The sequence below is a fragment of the Proteus hauseri genome, from assembly GCF_004116975.1.
Classification (GTDB): domain Bacteria; phylum Pseudomonadota; class Gammaproteobacteria; order Enterobacterales; family Enterobacteriaceae; genus Proteus; species Proteus hauseri.
Genome location: NZ_CP026364.1, coordinates 3,602,382 through 3,623,451, shown reverse-complemented (window position 1 = coordinate 3,623,451; position 21,070 = coordinate 3,602,382). Strand labels below are relative to the sequence as shown.

Annotated in this window: 24 protein-coding genes; 17 read left to right on the top strand and 7 right to left on the bottom strand. The window is 34.9% G+C overall.

What is annotated here, in order from left to right:
• Nucleotides 1-147: 147 nt before the first annotated feature.
• From codB to PH4a_RS16600, 4 genes are all read left to right on the top strand, one after another.
• Nucleotides 148-1,398, top strand: a complete 1,251-nt coding sequence (gene codB / locus PH4a_RS16615; protein WP_064720110.1) for a cytosine permease — start codon at nt 148-150, stop codon at nt 1,396-1,398.
• Nucleotides 1,388-2,665 carry a cytosine deaminase gene (locus PH4a_RS16610; RefSeq protein ID WP_129041347.1) on the top strand — a complete coding sequence of 426 codons (1,278 nt, stop codon included), beginning with the start codon at nt 1,388-1,390 and terminating at the stop codon, nt 2,663-2,665. The genes codB and PH4a_RS16610 overlap by 11 nt, the downstream gene beginning before the upstream one ends.
• 246 nt (nt 2,666-2,911) lie before the next feature.
• Nucleotides 2,912-3,136, top strand: coding sequence for a hypothetical protein (locus PH4a_RS16605; protein WP_082918426.1), 225 nt, complete (start codon nt 2,912-2,914; stop codon nt 3,134-3,136).
• Complete coding sequence (locus PH4a_RS16600) at nt 3,136-3,480, top strand: low molecular weight protein tyrosine phosphatase family protein (RefSeq protein ID WP_129041345.1); 345 nt, start codon at nt 3,136-3,138, stop codon at nt 3,478-3,480. The genes PH4a_RS16605 and PH4a_RS16600 overlap by 1 nt, the downstream gene beginning before the upstream one ends.
• A 97-nt stretch (nt 3,481-3,577) precedes the next feature.
• Here the strand turns inward: PH4a_RS16600 and PH4a_RS16595 are convergent, their stop codons facing one another.
• The 4 genes from PH4a_RS16595 to PH4a_RS16580 form a co-directional block, all read right to left on the bottom strand.
• On the bottom strand, nt 3,578-4,042 hold the full coding sequence (locus PH4a_RS16595; RefSeq protein ID WP_129041343.1) for an HIT family protein: 465 nt from the start codon (nt 4,040-4,042) through the stop codon (nt 3,578-3,580).
• A 221-nt stretch (nt 4,043-4,263) separates the two neighbouring features.
• Entirely contained in the window at nt 4,264-5,241 is a 978-nt protein-coding gene (gene hemB / locus PH4a_RS16590; protein WP_064720105.1) for a porphobilinogen synthase, read from the bottom strand.
• A gap of 274 nt (nt 5,242-5,515) precedes the next feature.
• A complete protein-coding gene (locus PH4a_RS16585) occupies nt 5,516-5,878 on the bottom strand; it encodes a hypothetical protein (RefSeq protein WP_129041341.1) in 363 nt (120 codons plus the stop codon).
• Between the two features lie 533 nt (nt 5,879-6,411).
• Nucleotides 6,412-6,633, bottom strand: a complete 222-nt coding sequence (locus tag PH4a_RS16580; protein WP_129041339.1) for a DUF2594 family protein — start codon at nt 6,631-6,633, stop codon at nt 6,412-6,414.
• Between the two features lie 292 nt (nt 6,634-6,925).
• Here PH4a_RS16580 and PH4a_RS16575 point away from each other — a divergent pair, with 292 nt between their 5' ends.
• From PH4a_RS16575 to PH4a_RS16545, 7 genes are all read left to right on the top strand, one after another.
• The gene (locus PH4a_RS16575) at nt 6,926-7,807 is read left to right on the top strand and encodes an NAD(P)H-hydrate dehydratase (RefSeq protein ID WP_129041336.1); all 882 of its coding nucleotides are present in this window, start codon (nt 6,926-6,928) and stop codon (nt 7,805-7,807) included.
• A 197-nt stretch (nt 7,808-8,004) separates the two neighbouring features.
• Entirely contained in the window at nt 8,005-8,433 is a 429-nt protein-coding gene (locus PH4a_RS16570; RefSeq protein WP_064720101.1) for a universal stress protein, read from the top strand.
• A 120-nt stretch (nt 8,434-8,553) separates the two neighbouring features.
• Complete coding sequence (locus PH4a_RS16565; protein ID WP_064720100.1) at nt 8,554-8,892, top strand: hypothetical protein; 339 nt, start codon at nt 8,554-8,556, stop codon at nt 8,890-8,892.
• A 65-nt stretch (nt 8,893-8,957) separates the two neighbouring features.
• Nucleotides 8,958-9,395, top strand: a complete 438-nt coding sequence (locus PH4a_RS16560) for a universal stress protein (RefSeq protein WP_064720099.1) — start codon at nt 8,958-8,960, stop codon at nt 9,393-9,395.
• A gap of 419 nt (nt 9,396-9,814) precedes the next feature.
• On the top strand, nt 9,815-9,949 hold the full coding sequence (locus tag PH4a_RS18435) for a hypothetical protein (protein WP_279634835.1): 135 nt from the start codon (nt 9,815-9,817) through the stop codon (nt 9,947-9,949).
• Between the two features lie 260 nt (nt 9,950-10,209).
• Nucleotides 10,210-11,013, top strand: coding sequence for a threonine/serine exporter family protein (locus PH4a_RS16550; protein ID WP_064720098.1), 804 nt, complete (start codon nt 10,210-10,212; stop codon nt 11,011-11,013).
• The gene (locus tag PH4a_RS16545) at nt 11,004-11,477 is read left to right on the top strand and encodes a threonine/serine exporter (protein ID WP_064720097.1); all 474 of its coding nucleotides are present in this window, start codon (nt 11,004-11,006) and stop codon (nt 11,475-11,477) included. Before PH4a_RS16550 ends, PH4a_RS16545 begins: the two co-directional genes overlap by 10 nt.
• Here the strand turns inward: PH4a_RS16545 and PH4a_RS16540 are convergent, their stop codons facing one another.
• A complete protein-coding gene (locus PH4a_RS16540) occupies nt 11,478-11,660 on the bottom strand; it encodes a hypothetical protein (protein WP_064720096.1) in 183 nt (60 codons plus the stop codon).
• A gap of 277 nt (nt 11,661-11,937) precedes the next feature.
• Here PH4a_RS16540 and PH4a_RS16535 point away from each other — a divergent pair, with 277 nt between their 5' ends.
• Nucleotides 11,938-12,930 (top strand): endonuclease, encoded by a 993-nt coding sequence (locus PH4a_RS16535; protein WP_425273738.1) that lies wholly within the window; start codon nt 11,938-11,940, stop codon nt 12,928-12,930.
• A gap of 11 nt (nt 12,931-12,941) precedes the next feature.
• On the opposite strand, the gene PH4a_RS16530 is transcribed toward PH4a_RS16535, so the two are convergent.
• Nucleotides 12,942-13,385 (bottom strand): methyltransferase family protein, encoded by a 444-nt coding sequence (locus PH4a_RS16530; protein ID WP_129041329.1) that lies wholly within the window; start codon nt 13,383-13,385, stop codon nt 12,942-12,944.
• Nucleotides 13,386-13,743: 358 nt separating this feature from the next.
• On the opposite strand from PH4a_RS16530, the gene phoH reads away from it, so the two are divergent.
• A complete protein-coding gene (gene phoH, locus PH4a_RS16525; protein ID WP_129041327.1) occupies nt 13,744-14,529 on the top strand; it encodes a phosphate starvation-inducible protein PhoH in 786 nt (261 codons plus the stop codon).
• Between the two features lie 106 nt (nt 14,530-14,635).
• Here phoH and PH4a_RS16520 read toward each other — a convergent pair whose 3' ends face one another.
• Nucleotides 14,636-15,481 carry a siderophore-interacting protein gene (locus PH4a_RS16520; protein ID WP_129041325.1) on the bottom strand — a complete coding sequence of 282 codons (846 nt, stop codon included), beginning with the start codon at nt 15,479-15,481 and terminating at the stop codon, nt 14,636-14,638.
• Between the two features lie 639 nt (nt 15,482-16,120).
• Between PH4a_RS16520 and PH4a_RS16515 the strand changes: the two genes are divergently transcribed.
• From PH4a_RS16515 to PH4a_RS16500, 4 genes are read left to right on the top strand one after another with little or no spacing between them, the layout of a single operon-like run.
• Nucleotides 16,121-16,711: a fimbrial protein gene (locus PH4a_RS16515; protein WP_129041323.1), complete on the top strand. Its 591-nt coding sequence runs from the start codon at nt 16,121-16,123 to the stop codon at nt 16,709-16,711.
• 44 nt (nt 16,712-16,755) lie between these two features.
• Nucleotides 16,756-17,451, top strand: a complete 696-nt coding sequence (locus tag PH4a_RS16510; protein ID WP_244212910.1) for a fimbrial biogenesis chaperone — start codon at nt 16,756-16,758, stop codon at nt 17,449-17,451.
• 13 nt (nt 17,452-17,464) lie between these two features.
• A complete protein-coding gene (locus PH4a_RS16505; RefSeq protein WP_129041321.1) occupies nt 17,465-19,978 on the top strand; it encodes a fimbria/pilus outer membrane usher protein in 2,514 nt (837 codons plus the stop codon).
• 11 nt (nt 19,979-19,989) lie between these two features.
• Nucleotides 19,990-21,066, top strand: coding sequence for a fimbrial protein (locus PH4a_RS16500; protein ID WP_129041319.1), 1,077 nt, complete (start codon nt 19,990-19,992; stop codon nt 21,064-21,066).
• Nucleotides 21,067-21,070: the final 4 nt, after the last annotated feature.

The window sequence follows — 21,070 nt, the reverse complement described above, 5'->3', positions numbered from 1 at the left end:
TCTCTTTTATGTGATGGATGTCAACTCTTATGAATAGATTACTTCCATTAATTATTGTAAACAGATGACGAAAACGTTTGCATATTATTTTGAGGCAGATAGAATGCGGCAGATTTTTTGGCCTAGTGAAATTAAAAGGGGGTTAAAGTGTCTCAGGACAACAATTATAGTCAGGGCCCTGTGCCCATATCCGCACGAAAGGGTGGAATAGCGTTAACCTTTGTGATGTTGGGATTAACGTTTTTTTCAGCCAGTATGTGGACCGGAGGCGCTCTCGGTACGGGTCTTTCTTTTAATGATTTCTTCCTCGCAGTTCTTATTGGTAATCTTCTTCTTGGTATCTACACCGCATTTCTTGGTTTCATTGGTTCTAAAACAGGTCTTACTACTCATCTCCTCGCTCGTTACTCTTTCGGTATTAAAGGTTCTTGGCTTCCTTCTCTTTTACTCGGTGGTACTCAAGTTGGTTGGTTTGGTGTTGGCGTCGCAATGTTTGCCATTCCAGTTGGAAAAGCAACTGGCATTGATATCAATTTATTAATTGCTATCTCGGGTATCTTAATGACGGTTACCGTCTTCTTCGGAATTTCTGCACTAACTCTCCTTTCTATTGTCGCTGTTCCCGCTATCGCCATATTAGGTTGTTACTCCGTTTATTTAGCTGTACATGATATGGGCGGGTTTTCTGCATTAATGGCAATAAAACCGGTTGAAAAGCTCGATTTTAATTTAGCACTGGCAATGGTGGTGGGATCGTTTATTAGTGCTGGCACATTAACTGCAGATTTTGTACGGTTTGGACGTAATCCTAAAATTGCTGTTATTGTGGCAATTATCGCTTTCTTCTTAGGGAATACCTTAATGTTTGTTTTTGGTGCAGCAGGTGCCGCATCATTAGGTATGGCAGATATTTCAGATGTAATGATTGCTCAAGGCTTATTATTACCAGCAATAGTGGTGTTAGGATTAAATATTTGGACAACCAACGATAATGCACTTTATGCATCAGGATTAGGTTTTGCCAATATTACGGGTTTATCGAGTAAAAAACTCTCAGTAATAAATGGCATCATTGGTACATTGTGCGCATTATGGCTTTATAATAACTTTGTAGGTTGGTTAACCTTTTTATCTGCGGCAATTCCACCTGTTGGTGGGGTTATTATTGCAGATTATCTGATGAATAAAGATCGCTACAACACATTCTGTGTTGAGAAAATGCAATCGGTAAATTGGATTGCACTATTAGCTGTCGCTATTGGTATCGCTGCAGGGCATTGGTTACCAGGTATTGTGCCTGTTAATGCTGTATTAGGTGGCGCAATAAGCTATGCGGTATTAAATCCAATATTAAATCGTCGTACAGCGCAACAAGCGGAGATAAGTCATGCTGGATAAAAACATCGAACAAATTAATCATGCTCGTTTAGCTGGAAAAGAAGGCTTATGGCGCATTACGCTTAGCAATAATAAAATTGAAACGATAGAACCTCAACCAAAAGGAGACTTTCATCCTAATGCATTAGATGCTCAAGGGGGGTTAGTACACGCACCTTTTGTAGAACCACATATCCACTTAGATACAACACAAACAGCGGGTCAGCCTAATTGGAATCAATCTGGCACCCTATTTGAAGGCATCGAACGTTGGGCTGAGCGTAAAGCATTATTAACACATGACGATGTAAAACAACGCGCATGGCAAACATTACAATGGCAAATTGCCAATGGTATTCAGCATGTCAGAACACATGTTGATGTTTCTGACGCTTCATTAACGGCATTAAAAGCAATGCTAGAAGTAAAAGAAGAAATTAAACCTTGGATTGATTTGCAAATAGTCGCTTTCCCGCAAGAGGGTATTTTATCTTACCCAAATGGTGAGGCTTTATTAGAAGAAGCGCTAAAATTAGGTGCAGATGTGGTGGGGGCTATTCCTCATTTTGAATTTACGCGTGAGTATGGTGTTGAGTCATTACATAAGACATTTGCATTAGCACAAAAATATAATCGTTTAATCGATGTACACTGTGATGAAATTGATGATGAGCAATCGCGCTTTGTTGAAACTGTAGCGGCTTTAGCTCATAAAGAAAATATGGGCTCAAGAGTAACCGCCAGTCATACAACAGCAATGCACTCTTATAATGGGGCTTATACTTCACGATTATTCCGATTACTAAAAATGTCAGGTATTAACTTTGTGGCCAACCCATTAGTTAATATTCATCTGCAAGGTCGCTTTGATACTTATCCTAAACGTCGTGGTATTACTCGCGTAAAAGAGATGTTAGAGAGCAATATTAATGTCTGTTTTGGCCACGATGATGTATTTGATCCTTGGTATCCATTAGGTACTGCTAATATGCTGCAAGTACTGCATATGGGATTGCATGTTTGCCAACTAATGGGTTACGGCCAAATTGATAATGGTTTGAATTTAATTAGCCATAATAGTGCTAAGACATTGGCATTAACCGACTACGGTGTAGCAGTAGGAAATAGTGCAAACTTTATCATTTTACCCGCAGATAGTGGGTTCGATGCATTACGTCGTCAAGTACCTGTGCGTTATTCCATTCGTCAAGGTCGAGTCATTGCTCAAACACAACCAGCAAAAACAGAAATTATGTTAGATAAACCAACAATTATTTCTTATAAATAATTTTTTAATACAGTTTGATAATAACGGACAGATTAATAAACAATCTGTCCGTTATTTTAGCGAATAAATAACTAAGTCGTATATTGCTTTAAATCTACTGAATATCTTACCTACGAAATAAAATTTAAATGACTTTGCTGTGTACAAAAATAAGTCATTGCGATTTAACAGTATTCAATTAAAATAACACCTGTTAGATACTCTCCGTATTACTGCGGCTGCTATCCGTTTAATCTGAGAGGTTTTATGTCTATACAACGTTCACGAGCTTGGCGCCAATGCGTCAATCGTAAAAATAAACATCAAGAAATGGGTAGTGCGCAGTTTGCTTTTAAGCCAGAAAAAAAATGGCGCAATTTGTATACTCGATCACTAAAAATGACAAGAGCTGAACAGCTGGGAATTGAATATCCAAGAATTTCTCGCAGCCAGCGCCGTTTAAATGCGTTATTAGATATTAGTGAGTCATAATGAATATCTTATTTATTTGCAGTAAAAATCAATGGCGAAGCCCTACAGCAGAGTTATTGTTTGCAAATAGAAATGGCATTGAGACTTTGTCGGCAGGAACACGACGAGATGCAAAATGTGTGGTAGATAATGAATTACTTAAATGGGCTGATTTAGTCTTAGTGATGGAATCAAAACATTTAAATCGATTATCTGCTCAATTTCCTGGGGCAATGCGATATAAAAAAGCGCATGTGTTGGATATTCCTGATAACTATCAGTTTAACGATCCCGCACTTATCACACTGCTAGAACATAAAGTTCAAGCTTATTTACCAATGAAAGCAAGACTTACTGTTGATTAAATAAGCCATTTTATTGATAAAAAAACGCTCAGCATAATTAAATCTGGGCGTTTTTTTTATTTAACGAGCCATGCTATATACAAAAAGTAAAAGTGAATTATTTACTGTTTTTCCGAATAAGTGTCGCTAATTCAGCAAGCTCTTTATCATCTGCTCGCTCAAAATCATGAGATGAAAGATAACCGGGATATTTATCGAAGAAAATTTTCTGTTTATTTTCGATAGCAGCCCATTTTGTCATATCACCCGTTCCATGCATTGGACTAAGTTTGCTATGAACATGGTCTACACCAAAACCTTCAAAAAACATACCTGAGCGAGAAACATCAGGGAAGGTTTTATCTAAAATTTTTGCTACTTTTTTGGTGGCAATAACTAATAAGGCGAGAGCTTCATCACTTAAGTCAAAAGCATAGCTAGGGTAATGTTTTTTAGGAATAACAACAGTAAAGCCTTTGGTATTAGGGAAAATAGACAAAAATGCAAGATGGTGATCATCTTCCCAAATTTTATGGCAAGGTGCTTTACCCGCAACAATCTGACAGAAAATACAGTTATCCATATTCGCCTCATAGCAAAAAGTGAGGCTCTATATCATCAAAAATGACTGAAAAAAGAAAGTGTAATTATAGCCAGCTAAAGCGAATAGAAGCGGAGGGAGCAAAAAAGATTATGGCAATAATATCAATAGACCTTATCAACAGAAAACTGGCACTGTTATAAGGTCTATTACTTGTACTGTCAGATAAAATGCAAATATTGCCTTTTGTCTAAGGTAAATTATTAAAGTAAGTTTCTTTCTGCTAGATCAAGTGCAAAGTAAGAAAGAATTAAATCGGCACCTGCACGTTTAATTGAGCCTAAGGTTTCCATTACGACGCGATCTTCATCAATAGCGCCTGCTAATGCAGCAAATTTAATTTGTGCATATTCGCCACTAATTTGGTAAGCCGCCAAAGGCAACAATGTGCGTTCGCGTACATCGCGAATGATATCTAAATAAGCACCTGCTGGTTTTACCATTAACATATCAGCGCCTTCTTGCTCATCAATTAGTGATTCGCGGATTGCTTCACGGCGGTTCATTGGGTTCATTTGATAGGTTTTACGGTCGCCAATTAAACGAGAACCCGCTGCATCACGAAATGGACCATAAAGTGCAGAAGCAAATTTAGTGGAATAAGAAACGATGCCAGTATCAACAAAACCCGCTTTATCTAGTGCCGCACGGATAGCCGCAACTTGTCCATCCATTGCAGCAGATGGTGCAATAAAATCGGCGCCAGCTTGGGCAGCAGCAACAGCTTGAAGACCTAAATTATAAATAGTTTCGTCGTTATCAACATGTTCACCATGCAGTACACCGCAATGACCATGAGAGGTGTATTCGCAAAAACAGGTATCCGACATAACAATCATTTCAGGTACGGCATCTTTACAAATACGCGACATACGAGAGACTAGACCATCGCTTTTCCAAGCATCACTACCTGTTTCATCGAGGTGGTGTGAGACACCAAATGTCATAACAGTTTTAATACCCGCTTTTGCAATACGCTCAATTTCATAAGCAAGGCGTTTTTCAGGAATACGAACGACACCTGGCATACTTTTAATTGGCTGATAATCATCCAACCCTTCCTCAACAAAAATAGGGAGTGCTAGATCATTTTTGCTTAGGGTTGTTTCTTGAAAGAGTGCGCGCAGGTTTTCTGACTGGCGTAGTCTTCTTAAACGCTGGATGGATTGTTCGTTGCTCACAATATCTCCTTTTTATGGCCAGTTCTAATAAATATTTACGATAGTATTATAGACCTTTAAACAAGGAGATAGATACTCTGATTCGTGATAAAACAGGAATAAGCAGAAGAATGACAGTAAGAAAAATGATGTGAAACTTAATTTAAGAAAGAAAAATAAAATGGTGTTTCAGTTGTTTATTATTAAATTATAATAATAAAAAAACAAAAAAAGAGCAGGTTAATTTCCGCTCTTTGGTTTCAATAACAAACTTAAATAAAGCCTTTTTAGGCTATTATTTTTTCTGTTCGTTTAACACATCAACCATTTGAATTTTACATGCAGCAACGATTTGCGTTAAACCTGCTTGAAATTCTGCACGAGAACCAATTTCAGCTTTTGCATCACGCAGAGATTTAACAACTTCTACGGTACCTTGGGAGAAATCAGCTTCAGTTGCTTCTAATTTAGCTAAATCAAATTTCTTTGCTTTTAAAGCAGCTAATGCATCTTTTGCGATTGTCTCTGGTGAATCATTGGTGTCGTAAGCTCGAACTGAAATATCTTTAAATGTATCGCAATAGTCATCTGCCATTTTTGTTGGGTTAGCAAATGCGACAGCAGGTAATAGGAGCAGAGAGAAAAGAAGTGGTTTCATTATAAAGCCTCATGGTTTATTTTTTAGTGCATACCATTTCAGTGTAACATACAAACCCTTATCACGTTAAATCAGAATAGGTGTAAAAATAAGCTAAGATAATGCATTTAATGCTTGTCTAGCATTTATTGTTAGTCTTTATTTTAAAAACAGTGAGTGATTTTATTGATTTTTTATTAAGAGAATTAATAACGTTAAACTAAGTGATATTAATTATATTGTTATTTATAGAGCTTAATTAAGCTAATGTTTAATCAGATTTACATCAATAGACAAGATTATTTGCTGTTAAAACGTACAATAAAAAGGAAAGATAAAAACCATTAAGGATAATATAACTAACACATTAATAAATAAGATAAAAAAATCCCCTCTATAAAAATAGAGGGGTAGCTAAATGAATAAAGAATGGTTTATTTCGAGACTGAGTATATAGAAGTTTAAAACATATCTTTTGTTTATTTGTGCAGCACAAAAAGTCCAGAAAATAGAATAAAACTATGAGCAAACACTCAATTAGAAATAGAATAAAACTATTGACGATATGCAGTCTTAATTTGAGTTATTGTATTTCGGAATGTCTCTGCTTGTTTCTCATCATCAACTTCATCAATAGCACGTTGAATATTTAAAATAACGCGCCCTGCATCTGCTTGGCCTAGCGCTTTTAACATATAAGTGACTAACGTTTTTAAACAAGCAACTTCTTGGGCTAAGGTTTCGACATCAGCTTCAGTTTTAAACTTCTCGTTCATGGGGCAATTTCCTTTGTATAGTGTTTATAATTTAAGCTTCAATTACTAATAGGATAGCATTGTCTGAGGTTGGTATGAATAGCTGTAACAAAAGAGCTATTCACCGTTGTTAGTTATCTTAATAAAAGGCTCATAAAGTGATAATACTTAATACGTTAAAAATAAAGCTCAACTAATTTCTCAGTTTATTTTTGGAAGTAACGTTATACTTTTACCGGTGATGTTATTCTGCGGATTTAATTTTTTAACTATCAGATTAATAGTAATAAATTGTGTAATAAAGGAACGATAAATGAAAAAAGAGCAATTACTAAACGCGATGTCTCATTATCCAGCACTTTATCAACGCAAATCAGGAGATACTCATAAAGGATCATTTGGCACATTAGCGATTATTGGTAGCACTGAAGGAATGAGTGGTGCCATTGTATTAGCAGGTAAAAGTGCGTTAAAAGCGGGATGTGGTAAAGTTTTTCTTGGTTTTGCTCAACAAAAGTTACCTGTTCCATATATCGATAGTGCACCTGAAATTATGCTACAAACAGCGACAACATTATTAAAACAAAAAAATGTCTCGGCATGGGCTATTGGCTGTGGATTAGGATTATCGGTAGATTCAGAGCAACTTTTATCATCAGTACTTACCCAACGAAATAAAAATACACCTTATGTGTTTGATGCTGATGCCTTGGTATTAATGGCAAAAATAAAACCAATACAGCAGTTGGACTCTTATTGTGTATTAACCCCACACCCTAAAGAAGCTGCTATTTTACTTAATTGTACTATTGCAGATATACAAAATAATCGAGAACAGGCAACTATTGAAATTGTTCGTCAATATGGATGTTGGAGCATATTAAAAGGACAAGGAACAATTATTGCTTCGCCCGATGGAAAAACGATAAAAAATAGTACAGGTAATAGTGGATTATCAACAGCAGGGAGTGGAGATGTATTAACCGGAGTAATGGGGAGCTTTTTAGCACAAGGTATGTCGATGTTTGATGCCGTTTGTAGCGCGGTGTGGATCCATGGTATGGCTGCTGATATTTTAGTCGAAAAAGGTATCGGGCCTATAGGATTAACTGCTTCTGAATTAATAGATACTATTCGCACTATTCGTAATCAAATGTGGCGAATAAAAGAACAGCATAGAGATATTTTATTTTAAATGCAGATTTTTAATCGGAATTTTTACTAGTCTAATGAACGTTAATATTAAAAAGTTTCTTTATTATCAGCGTTAAGGTATTAATAATTAAAGTTGGTTTATAATTGATATTAGATTGCTTTTAGTTAATTCACTCACAGTAATCTTGGAGTTATTGCGATAGTATTAGGGCAAATGGAGAGTTGAGAGGAGTTATTATGTATAAAACAATTTTAGTACCTATCGATATTGTAGAAGAAGAGCTAACCAGCAAGGCTGTTCGACATGCACTGTATTTAGCGAAAGAAACCGGAGCTAATTTACATTTAATTCATGTTCTTCCTATCTCTTCGGCAATCATTAATGCTTATTCTCTGGGATATCCAGAAATTAAAGATAAAGCGACAGTAAAAGCTGAAAATGATATGCAAATGTTAGTGGACTCCATTGATTTACCTGCCGAAAAAGTCGCTTATACGGTAACTTTTGGCTCACCACGCGATGAAATATTAGTTACAGCAAAAGATATTAATGCAGACTTAATCGTGATCGGTTCACGCAGACCAAATATCAGTACTCATTTATTAGGTTCAACGGCAGCTGGTGTTGTTCGTTATGCTGATATTTCAGTATTAGTTGTTCGTTAATATATTCATTAATATGCTATGAGGTTTTCTCATGGCATATTTTTTGCCATTCTTACACAGTGTTATCTTATTTATAAAATATGCTGTTTATCAAGTAAACCGTCTATAGAGTGAATAAGAATGGAAAAATTCACAGAAGAACTTTTAAGGCTTGATCATTTTATTCTACGCATCTTACGCTATTATTTAATAGGGCTTATCTTCTTTTTTTTAGGATTATTGCCAGGTGTGTTGGGATTTTATTTAATTGAAGGTCATTCAATTATGGAATCTTCATTAAATGCAATATCCATGCTTAGTGGACAACCGGTAGAGCCTGCACCAGTCACACCGACTGGGCGCTTTTTCATTGCAATTTATGGCTTATTTCTTCAATGTGTATTTATTTTATCCATTGGGCTTGTCGTGACTCCGTTTATACACCGGCAACTCCATAAATGGCACCTTGAAGAAGATTAAACGAGAATGTTGTTATTTTAGGCTACAATAATAAACAGATTATAATCTAATAACGAGGAGTCACTATGTATAAAACTATACTAGTACCTGTTGATATCGCAGAAGATGAATTGACAACCAAAGCATTGCAACATGCGGTATATATTGCAAAACTTGAAGGTGCAAAATTACATTTATTCCACGCTATTCCTGATATTTCCCGTTTCTCTATTAGTTATAGCTACCATTACGATATGTTAAGTTCATTTGCTAACAAAGCAATTGAACGAGTTCAAGAACAATTAAAAGAACTGGTTGATTCTGTTGATTTACCAACAGAGCAAATTGAATATTCTGCTGCTTTTGGCTCCGCAAGAGATAAAGTATTAGAACTCGCTGAAAAAATTAACGCAGATTTAATTATTGTGGGTTCTCGTCGTCCAAGTATTTCAACGCATCTATTAGGATCTAACGCATCAGGTATTGTTGCTTATGCGAAACAATCTGTCTTAGTAGTACGCTAGTCTTTTATAAAGCCCCTAATGCTGTAGTAAGGGGCTTTTTTTGTGCTATTTTCTTGCTACTTCTACTAATCATTCGTAAATTATTTTTTAATACGATAGTTATTTAATAATGATAATTATTACTGGCGAGAGAATGTGCTTAGCTTAAAGTATTTGATATCAATTTATAGATTAGAGATAAGATAATATTATGAATAATAAACATTTTTAATTTATGAATATTACACAGTTTCCTATTGTGACAATGCAAGTTTTTTCTCAAACATTAGCGCATGCTAATAGCTAGTCTTCTGAAATGGATTTAGTTTATCGTCCTATTAATAGGAAAAACGAAAAAGAAGATATGGAGGGAATGAAAGCAGTAGAGCGCTGGTTAAAAAGGTAAATTTTTATTGAGTGAATATTGTGCTGGTATGATTATGACTGTAAACCCACAAACTGATGACAAAGTACAATTAACGCAATTATCTTCAGTCATTTTTGCAGTATATGGTACAACTGTTTTTGTCGCAGAAACACGAAATGATGTTTATGTAAAAGCAGGGGGGTTGTAAGATAATAAATCTTAATAATGCATTATATGAGGCACTTAATTTAAGATGTCTTTATTGTAGATATATTATTAACTCTCTATGCTTGCTAAAAAAGGCATTTATCTTTATCAATTTAATGTCTAATAAAAACTTGATCTACTTACAGCCTTAAATCTTTTAATTGTTCATAATAGTCCACGAAGTTTATAAAGCAGAGAGTGAGCTATACTGATAAACTTTACATAAGTATTGCTCATTTTTTATTAATACTAAGGCGTAGCATGGACAATGAAATAATGGCAGAACACTATGCCATTTCAGAAGATAAGCAGCGTGAAATTACTAAATTATGTATCCAAACAGCCTTGTTGTTATTACAACATGGGGCTGAGAGTATGTTGGTTGAACAATTATCAACCCGCTTAGGGCTTGCGTTAGGTGTCCATCAAGTAGAGAGCGCAATCTCGGCCAATGCGGTGGTGTTAACCACTATTGTGAATGGACATTGTCAAACCTCGACACGAAAAATAGTAGATCGCGGCATTAATATGCACGTAGTTACTGAGGTTCAGCATATTGTTATTCTTGTTGAACACCATCTCGCTGATATTGTTGAAGCCAGAAAACGTTTTGAACATATAAAACCGCTAAGATATCCCCGTTGGGTAATTATATTTATGGTGGCGCTCTCTTGTGGGTGTTTCTCTAAATTAAATGGCGGTAATTGGGATGGATTTTTAGTTTCTGCAATGGGGGGTGGTTTTGGAATGTTTGTTAGACAAATATTAACGCATCGCCAAATGAACCCGTTAATTAATTTCTGTATTACTGCATTTGTTGCGACTTCTGTTTCTGGTTTTCTATTAAAATTGCCATATTTTCAAACAACGGCGACTATTTCCATGGCCGCTAGTGTCTTATTATTAGTTCCCGGATTTCCTTTAATAAATGCAGTTGCTGATATGTTTAAAGGTCATGTAAATACGGGATTAGCACGTTGGGCAATGGCGACAATGTTAACCTTGGCAACTTGTCTAGGTGTAATTTTAGCGATGGCAGTATGGGAGTTAAGAGATTGGGCATAATAAATATTATCCTCACGCTTATTGAAGATATGATTTTAGCGGCCATCCCAGCTGTTGGTTTTGCGATGGTGTTTAATGTGCCATTACGAGCACTAAAATACTGCGCTGCATTAGGTGCAATAGGGCACGGTTCGCGCACATTATTAATAATGAGTGGTATGAATATCGAGTGGGCGAGTTTTTGTGCTGCAATTTTAGTTGGGTTTATTGGTATTCAATGGTCACGTTGGTGGTTAGCACATCCTAAAGTCTTTACTGTGGCCGCGGTTATTCCAATGTTCCCCGGAATAAATGCATATATCGCGATGATCTCAGTGGTTAAATTAACGCAAGTGGGATATAGCGCGGAAATTTTTGAAGCTTTAGTTACTAATTTCCTTAAAGCTTCATTTATTGTCGGTGCGCTTTCTATCGGGCTATCCTTGCCGGGATTATGGTTATATCGTAAGCGTCCGAGTGTGTAATTAGACAGCGTGTTGTAGTGAATTTAGAGTAATATCCAGCTCATTTTTATCAGAGATAATAATTTGGATCCGCAGTTTATTTTCAGACTCTAAACTAGCATGCGCTTTAACATCTTCGTTATTCGCATGCTTTTTTGTAATTTCAACTAACTCATCCATTAAATTCAGCATATTCTCATTCATTTTTTGAATCTCTCTAAATTAGTAATGGCTAAACCATAGCAAATCCCTTTTTGGTTAATGACATGAATAACGCCTTTTTCTATCATCTTTCACGCTTATTGTTTTATTTTTTGATTAATTAATTGTAATAAAAATAAAAAGAAAGGTAGTCCAAAAGTAATCAAAAAAGGTTAATATAAAGGAAAATAAAGATAGGATTATTAGTTAGTTAATAACCATTAACCTTATTTGTATTAATTAAATAGAGAGTAAGGCAGATATCACTTTGAGAAAAATAATACACCAGTTCACAATATTGTTAGGTTTGTTTTTTATTGTTCTGAGCGTGCAAGCGCAAGCGCCAGAAAATTTTTCTAAAGCAAAAGAGATAGCAAAAAAAGAGATTTATCATGATCGAAATCAACAAAAAGAAGGCACAATTTATTGTGGCTGTGATTGGGAATGGACGGGTAAGTCAGGTGGACAAGTTAATTTAGCCAGTTGTGGTTATAAAGTAAGAACACAGCAAACTAGAGCAATGCGTATTGAATGGGAACATATTGTTCCTGCTTGGGTTTTTGGGCATCAGCGCCAATGTTGGCAAAATGGTGGGCGTACTAACTGTGTAAAAACAGATCCTGTATTTAGAGTGATTGAAGCTAACTTACATAATTTAGCGCCGTCTATTGGCGAAGTTAATGGGGATCGTAGCAACTTTAGTTTTGGTCAATTATCTGGATCGGCTCCTTATCAATATGGGCAATGCCGTAGTCGGGTTGATTTTGCTTCTCGTACTTTTGAACCACGAAATGAAGTGAAAGGGCAAGTGGCAAGGGTTTATTTCTATTTGCACGACCGCTACAACCTTTCTATGTCTCGTCAGCAGCAACAACTTTTTATGGCATGGGATCGTTCTTATCCGCCTTCAGCGTGGGAAATTGAACGAGATAATCGAATCGCCAGAATTATGGGGCATCATAATCCTTTTGTTACAGGACAAGTCAAATGGCAATTAGGCCATAAAAATAGTGGGGCAGGATTAACTGTAAATAGTTCGGTACCGACAAACCGAGTCGCAACAAATACATCTCAACCTGTTTCTAGCAGTACTGCTAATAAAGGGCAGGCTCAAAATGGTGAAATTAAAGGTAATATAAATAGCAAAATTTATCATTTTTCCCACTGTTCGGGTTATAAAAATATGTCTGATAAAAATGCTGTTTATTTTGTAACGGAAAGCGAAGCAACTAAAGCTGGTTATCGATTAGCGAATAATTGTAAACAGCCTTAACAGTTAATTAATTAGATCCAACGACGAACGTGGCGACAATATTGTTGCCACGCTTGTGGAAACAATTCACTTAATAGTTTTTCTTCTTTCACTATTGTGTAGCGATCAGTAATAAAAAAGAACGCTACTGCAGCACCTAAAAATCCCCAATTACCAAAAATAAAAAATAACCCAATACTGATATCAAGAAAACCCAGATACATAGGATTTCGGCTAATTTTATAAGGGCCACTTGTTACCAATTGTTGTGGCGTGTGATTAGGATTCGGTGAGGTTTTTTGTTTGATAAAAAATGAAAGGCAATAAAAAAGCCAAATACCAGAAGTTATTACGGTTAATAAACCTAAATAGAAAAAGGATCCTGTTTTAATGGTGCCAGAATGAAGTTCAAAACCAACAAATGGAATAGCATTAAGCAATAGCCAATAAATAAAAGGTAAACGTAAAAATTTCATTATTCCTCCTTAAATAACAAAATATGTTATTTAAATGTTAACCATCTTTCGTTATTACCCACTATCTTATTGAAAAAAAATTATCTTTGTCATTATACTGTCATATAGCTTCGTTAAATTTCACTTTAACTCCATGATGGGGAATATGAATGACAGAAGCAATGAAAATAACGCGCCTTGCGTATGAAACCGGTAACAATCGATTATTAGTTGCTAATAATCTGAATTGCGACCGGTTTTTTATTTTCAATAACTTGTTTTTTATAACTAGAGTCTAAAAGGGGACTCACCTTGTGATCACATGGAATGCAGATTGATGTCTATAACTTTTTGAAGACTAACAAGGGTAAATACCACTATGAGTAGACAAAAAGCAGCAACACGTTTACGTCGAGAAAATAAACGTACATCACGCAAAGAACAGCGTAATGGTTCTTATCAAGATAACGTTACTGTGTTACCCGGATTTCAAGCTATTGATACTATTGGTATGGCGCGGGAAAAACGTGATGAAAGAGTACTTTCACCTCGAACAGAAGCGCAACGCGAATATATGAATGCCATACGGCATCAACATCTTGTATTTGCAACAGGAGAAGCAGGATGTGGAAAAACGTTTCTTAGTGCAGCAATGGCAGCAGATGCGCTTATTAATAAAGAAATAGAGCGTATTATTGTCACTCGACCTGTATTACAAGCTGATGAAGATTTGGGATTTTTACCCGGCGATATTGCCGAAAAATTCGCACCTTATTTTCGACCTGTCTACGATGTGTTAGTTAAGCGTTTAGGCGCATCATTTTTACAATACTGTTTACGTCCTGAAATTGGCAAAGTAGAAATAGCGCCATTTGCTTATATGCGGGGGCGTACTTTTGAAAATGCATTTGTTATTTTAGATGAAGCGCAAAATGTGACTATTAATCAAATGAAGTTGTTTCTTACTCGAATGGGAGAAAATGTCACAGTTGTAGTTAATGGCGATATTACACAGTGCGATTTATCGACAAATGTTGCTTCTGGTTTAGCTGATGCACTAACGCGTTTTGAGGCAAATAATCGAGTTGGTGTAATCCGATTTACAGAAAAAGACTGTGTCCGTTCAACCTTATGTCAGCATGTATTAGCGGCTTACCACAATTAATTTTTTAATAAAAAAGATAAATTAGGTTCATCTGCACTAAATAAAAAGGCTGTATATTGTCGAGGGAAACAATATACAGCCTGTACAACCAACTCAATATGCTTAATTAGCTTACATCTTCGTTATCCATAACATGATGGCGCTCAGCATGATAACCTTCTTCGTTATAACCAAAACGCCAGTAAGGGATAGCGTAAATTTGGCTACGATCATAACCTTTATCGCGGCGAATATGACGTCTTAAAGCACGAATAATCTTGTCTTCACCAGCAATCCAAAATGCCACATCTTCTTGTGGTAACTGCCATGAAATAAATTCGTCGATTAAATTTTGCGTCTGTTCTTCAACAGAACCCATTAACCAAATTATTTCTAAATTTTTAGGTGCTTGAATTACTTGGCGATCAGATTCATTATCTACCCGAATAATGACTTTACCTTGTATATCAGGTGCCATTGTTTCAATTAATGCTATTAATGCCGGTAATGAGCTAGGGTCGGCAGCCATATAGTAATGAGATGCAGGTGCTAATAAAGGGTCTGGCCCACCTGGGTTGGTAATACCAATATAGTCACCTACTTTTGCATTCATCGCAAAATTAATGGCGGGACCTGCATCGTCATGCACTGCAAATTCGATATCAATCTCTTTTTGTTCAGGACGAATTGCACGAACACTATAAGTACGCACAATGGCTCTTGGCTCATTCTCTGGCCAAGCAGGCCCTTTTTCTGAGAATGTAGGCATTGTTGGTTTGATTTGACCATCTACAGGTAAGAATATTTTTAAATGTGCACCACCCGTGTTATCAGGATAGGTATCTAGATCATCACTAGTAAAAGTTATCGAGCGCATACCCGGAGTAATATCAGTAATACATTTTACTTGAACTAAGCGCGGTGGGGCTGGACGATAAATGTTTTTCTCTTGAGTTGTTTCTTTATTACTCACTTTCTTTTACCTGACTCATTTAGTTGAATTATTTATCGTAGATATTATCATTTTTAATTAATAATGATAGTCATTATCAATAGTAACTGTGATTTTGATCGTGAAAAAATAGGCAAAACAACACAAAAAATCAAAGAATAGAATGCACTATAACATGCTGATTTTATTTTGATTTAACTATCTATTTAGGTGAGTGATAGTGAATAACTATTATAAGATACTTTCAATTTATAACGATTAAAACATTTTAAATATGTTTTATTTATCTGTTTTTTTATAAATAAAATTTTAAATTATTTATAATTATTTTAATTTAATGATTATTTTTAAAATAAAAACTAATTATTAATAGATTAATAATGATAATCACATAAGAATATAATAAAGATATAAAAATATATTTTAATCTTATCGTAAATAAAAAAATTAAAACATTAATATATTAAATAGTTCTATATTGACCAATTAATTTGACTTAAGTCACGCTCGCAAAAAAATAATTAAAATAACTGGCAAGCTTATTTTTGTGTATCTAATATAAAAATGACTAGAGTTCTCTTTAGTCACCTTTAGTTAATGATGGCAATAATAAAAGCTTATTCTTGCTAATTGAATGCTAATCTATTCTCGGAGTTAAATATGTTTAAAAATAAACTCCCACTGTCATTATTATCAGTGGCTATTTTATCGGCGTCAGCTTTTGCTACAACTAATAGCGCGGGTGGTATTATTTCTTTCTCTGGTGCTATTAGTGATACGACATGTACTATTAATGGAGGCAATAGTGCGGATTTTTCTATTCTATTAGATCCAATTACGGTGACAGATGCAGGAACAACTGCAAGTACAGTGATTACAAAGAATCAAAAGGAGTTTGCATTAACATTCTCTGACTGTGCTCCAGCTTCAACACCAAGTGGTAGCAATTTAAAAATACATTTCTCTTCTGCAAATAATATTTCTACAAACGGATTATATTTAATTAATGATACTGTTAATGAGAATGATCCTTTGGTGGCTAAAAACGTAGGCTTTAGTTTATCTACAACAGCAGCTCCAACGGTTGCTATTCCTTTAAATGCGACATTTGATACAGGTATTAAAGGTGATAAAACAGCACCTGATTCAGATACCTTACGTTTAATTGCAAGCTATTATAAAACAAATGCGACAGCGGCTAAAACAGGTCCTGTACATTCTAATGTTATCTATACAGTCTCATATTTATAATATTTAAAGCCAGACTCATTTGAGTCTGGCTTTTTAGGACTATAATGATGAAAAAATTAATCTCATTTATAATACTCTTTTTTTCCTCAATAAGTGTCTATGCGAATGTTATTATTAACGGTACTCGGATTATCTATAATGAAGGTACAGAAAGCATTAATATTCAACTAACGAATAATGGAAATTTAGCTTCTCTTATTCAAAGTTGGATAGATAATGGTGATGTTGACTCAACGCCAGAAAATGCCATATCCCCTTTTTATTTATATCCACCAATAGTAAAAATTGCAGGAAAACAAGGTCAACTACTAAAAATTAAAATATCAAATGAGCAATTACCAAATAATACTGAACAGGTTTATTATTTAAATGTATTAGATATTCCAGAAAATGCAGAGGCAATGAATGGAAAAAGCTATCTGCAATTAGTAATGAAAACAAGAATAAAAATTTTTTATCGCCCTAAAGCATTAACAGATGATCCAGCCTTGGTTAATGAAAAAATAACTTATCAATTAATAGGTAATAAAGTTTTAGTCAAAAATAACTCACAATATCATTTTACAATAGCTTCTATTTCAACAGAGGGAACTCCTCGTATAACCCTTACTGAGGCTGAAATGATACCTCCGTTATCTTCGCGTGAGTTACCATTAATTAATAAACTAAAAAATAATTCAGTTGTTGTTATTTATGTTGATGATTTTGGTGTTTATAAATCACAGAATATTAAACTCTAATTGAGATAACATCGTGAAAAATAAAAAGTATCTCTCAATTCTTATTTTTATAGGAATGCAAAACTACACACAAAATCTGTATGCAGAGGGATTTGATACGTCTTTATTAGTAGGAAAATCAAAGCATGGAGATATATCCAGATTTTATATAGAAGATAAAGTGCCTGAAGGAAAGCAATTGGTTGATATATATGTTAATCAAGTGTGGAAAGGTCAGTTTGAAATTAATATTAGTGGAGAAAAACCTAATATTAGCCTTGGCGCTAAGGATGTAAATAAATTAGGCCTGAATCTTTCTTTAGAAGCTAAACAGCAAATAGATAAAGATGAACCCATTTTAGTTGATAACTTAGCTAAAGGTGTTAGTGCAAAATTAGATATTAATAATTTAAGATTAGATGTTATAGCACCTCAAATTTCGGTTAAACAATCAGAAGTCGGTTATGTGGATGCAAGTTATTGGCAACAAGGAATATCTGCATTAATCCTAGCATATAATATAAATTACTATAATTACAAAGAAAAAAATGGCAATAAGAGTAATAATGAAAATTTTTTTGCAAATATAAACTCGGGTATTAATTTGGGTTCATGGCAGTTTCGTGATGAATCTAACTATTCTTATTATTCACATGGAAAGCATCAGTGGAAAAATAATACTCGATATATTTATAAAGCATTAAGTGAAATAACGGCAGGGCTAACAATTGGTGATTTTTATACACCAGCCGCACTTTTTAATAGTATTTCATTTCGAGGTATTTCTCTTTCAACTGAAATGGGGATGTTACCCAATTCAAGCCAAGGGTTTGCCCCTATTATTAGAGGGGTTGCACAAACAAATGCTTTAGTTAGTGTTTATCAAAATGAAAACTTAGTTTTTCAAGAGAATGTTCCACCTGGTGAATTTTCATTTAGAGATATTCAGCCTACCGCTGGTGGTGGAGATCTTCTAGTCGTAATTCAAGAAGCAGACGGACGAAGGGAGTCATTCACTGTACCATTTTCTGCTGTGCCCGATATGCTAAAAGAAGGGGTTTATCGCTATAATGTGATGATGGGTGAATCTAGAATTAATAATACCGATTATCGGCCTAAATTTGCGCAAGGTGAAATTCATTATGGTGTAAATAATCTGGTTACTGTATATGCAGGAGGTATTGTTAGTGAAGATTATTATTCTGCATTAATTGGTAGTGGTTGGAATTTTAAATTTGGTGCGATATCTGCTGATATAACGCATGCAAGTGCAGATTTGCAAAGTGGAAAAAAGACTGGGCAAAGCTTTCGCCTTGCTTATAGTAAATATATGGATGCAACACTAACCAATTTAACGTTAGCTGCTTATCGATACTCTACCAGTAATTATTACAGTTTTGTAGATTCAATATACTCTCATGATAATTATCAAGCTTGGAAAGATTATCAAAATGAGATTGCTAAACAGCAAGATAATAATAATACAGTTTCAGATTTAGATTTAACAACATTTGATGCGCTGAGAGGTTCTAGAGCAAAAAACACCTTTACGATAAATTTAAATCAATATTTGGGTGGTCAGCGAGGCGCTATTTTTCTTTCAGGAACACATCGTAATTATTGGAATACGCAGGGTAATAACCGAGAATACCAATTAGGCTATTCAAATAACTATAAAGATATTGCTTACAATTTTTCGGTATCAAAATTAAGAAATTATGATAACGAAGACGAAACTCGTTATTATCTAAATGTCAGTGTGCCGATTTCATTTTTTGATAAAAGAGCCAATATTAATACTTCTATTTATGCTGCTGATTCACGTTATCAGCAATCTACATTAAGTTTGAGTGGCACAGCCGGTAAAGATGATTTGATGAATTATACTTTAACGACTTCTAATCAAACAGGCGGAAATAATTTAGTCGGTGCAAACGTTAGTTATCGTCATCCTTATAGTACATTATCGGCATCTTATACTGAAGCAAATGATTATCGCCAAGGTGGATTAGGTACCAGAGGCACTATTGTTGCTATTCCTAATCATATTGTTTTTTCAGGTGATACAGGAAAAACTTACACTATTATTGATGCGCCTATGGCGAATAATATGATGGTGAATGGGAATAAAGCTACGTTAACTAATAATCAAGGTGTTGTGTTAGTGGCAAACACTATTCCTTATCGTACTAATACTTATACGCTAACCAATACTGAAAAGCCGTCTAATGCTGAAATGGTAGGGAATATAACGCACGTAACACCTTATTTAGGTGCTGTTAATTATCTCACTATTGCGACCGATCAACGGCAAACTTTTATTATCAAAGCTTCTTTAGAAAATAATGAGAGCCTGCCTTTTGGTACAGAGGTTTTAAATAATAAAAAACAAAGTATTGGATATGTAGGGCAATCGGGCGTGCTTTATTTAAAGAGCGACACATTGCCATCTTCTGTATATGTAAAATTAAATTTAGCAGGAAAAAAAGAGTGCGTAATTAATAATTTAATAAATACGATGGATGTAAATCGTAATATCTGTCGATAAAGGAAAGTATCATGAAATCATCTACCTTTATGTTTTTACTCTTATTAGGAACAATAAGTCAACAAGCCATGGCAAATTGCAAGCCAGATAGTACCATAACTGCACCTAATATTAATTTTGACTTATCAACTGATTTAAATAGCACTTCAACAACGGCAACAAGAACAAGTAGAACAATATTTCCAGGGACATTTAAATGCACGGCAAGGGGATTGTTTCCTAATACAGTAGGTATTGCTTCCCCCTTTGCAGATAATCGGGTTGGAACAATAGGGTTTAATGGTGGAAAGCAATTTGTATCTATTACGCTGACATATTTGGAAAAGGATAGAGTGACCGACATTACAGCAGGGACACATCCTGCATCTGATTTGGATACTAATTTCACCTTAAAATTTACCTTAGTTAATAGCAAACCTTCTTCTAATTATACTGAGGTGAGTGGAAATACAGCGGTTGTAACACCGGTTATTTTAGCCTCTGATGCTTCTAGTTTAGGGATTATACAATGGTTAATTAACATTGTTGTGAAGTTGGTACAATTTTTATTAACTTGGCAATGGCCTGTTGATCAGAATGATATATTTTTGCAGCCGATGCAGATTACCTATAATCCTGTAATGACAACTTGTAATTTTTCTAATGCGGGATTAACTGTCGCATTACCATTAGTCAGTATTAAAGATGCTAAAACTGTAGATAAAGCGGGTTATACACCTTTTACATTAAATTTTACTTGCCAAGATTTCTTAAGCGGTTCAAAAGCATCTCGCGATATTAGTATGTTTTTATCTAGTCAAAATTTATTAGCTAATGATAAGTCAGTATTAACTAATACAAGGGTGCAAGGCGCAAGTGGCGTCGGATTTCGTGTAGTAAAAAGTGATAACACAACTAGTCCACTTATTTTTTCTGATAGTGTAAGTACTCAAGGAAGTGCAACAAGTATATTTAGTGTTATAAAAGGAAATACTATCTCACCTACATTCTCGATAAATATGGCAGCCTATTATTATCCTTATAATATTAATGCAGTAACGCAAGGAAAAATAGAAAGTACTGCAACTGTTGTGATGTCATATAACTAGAGAA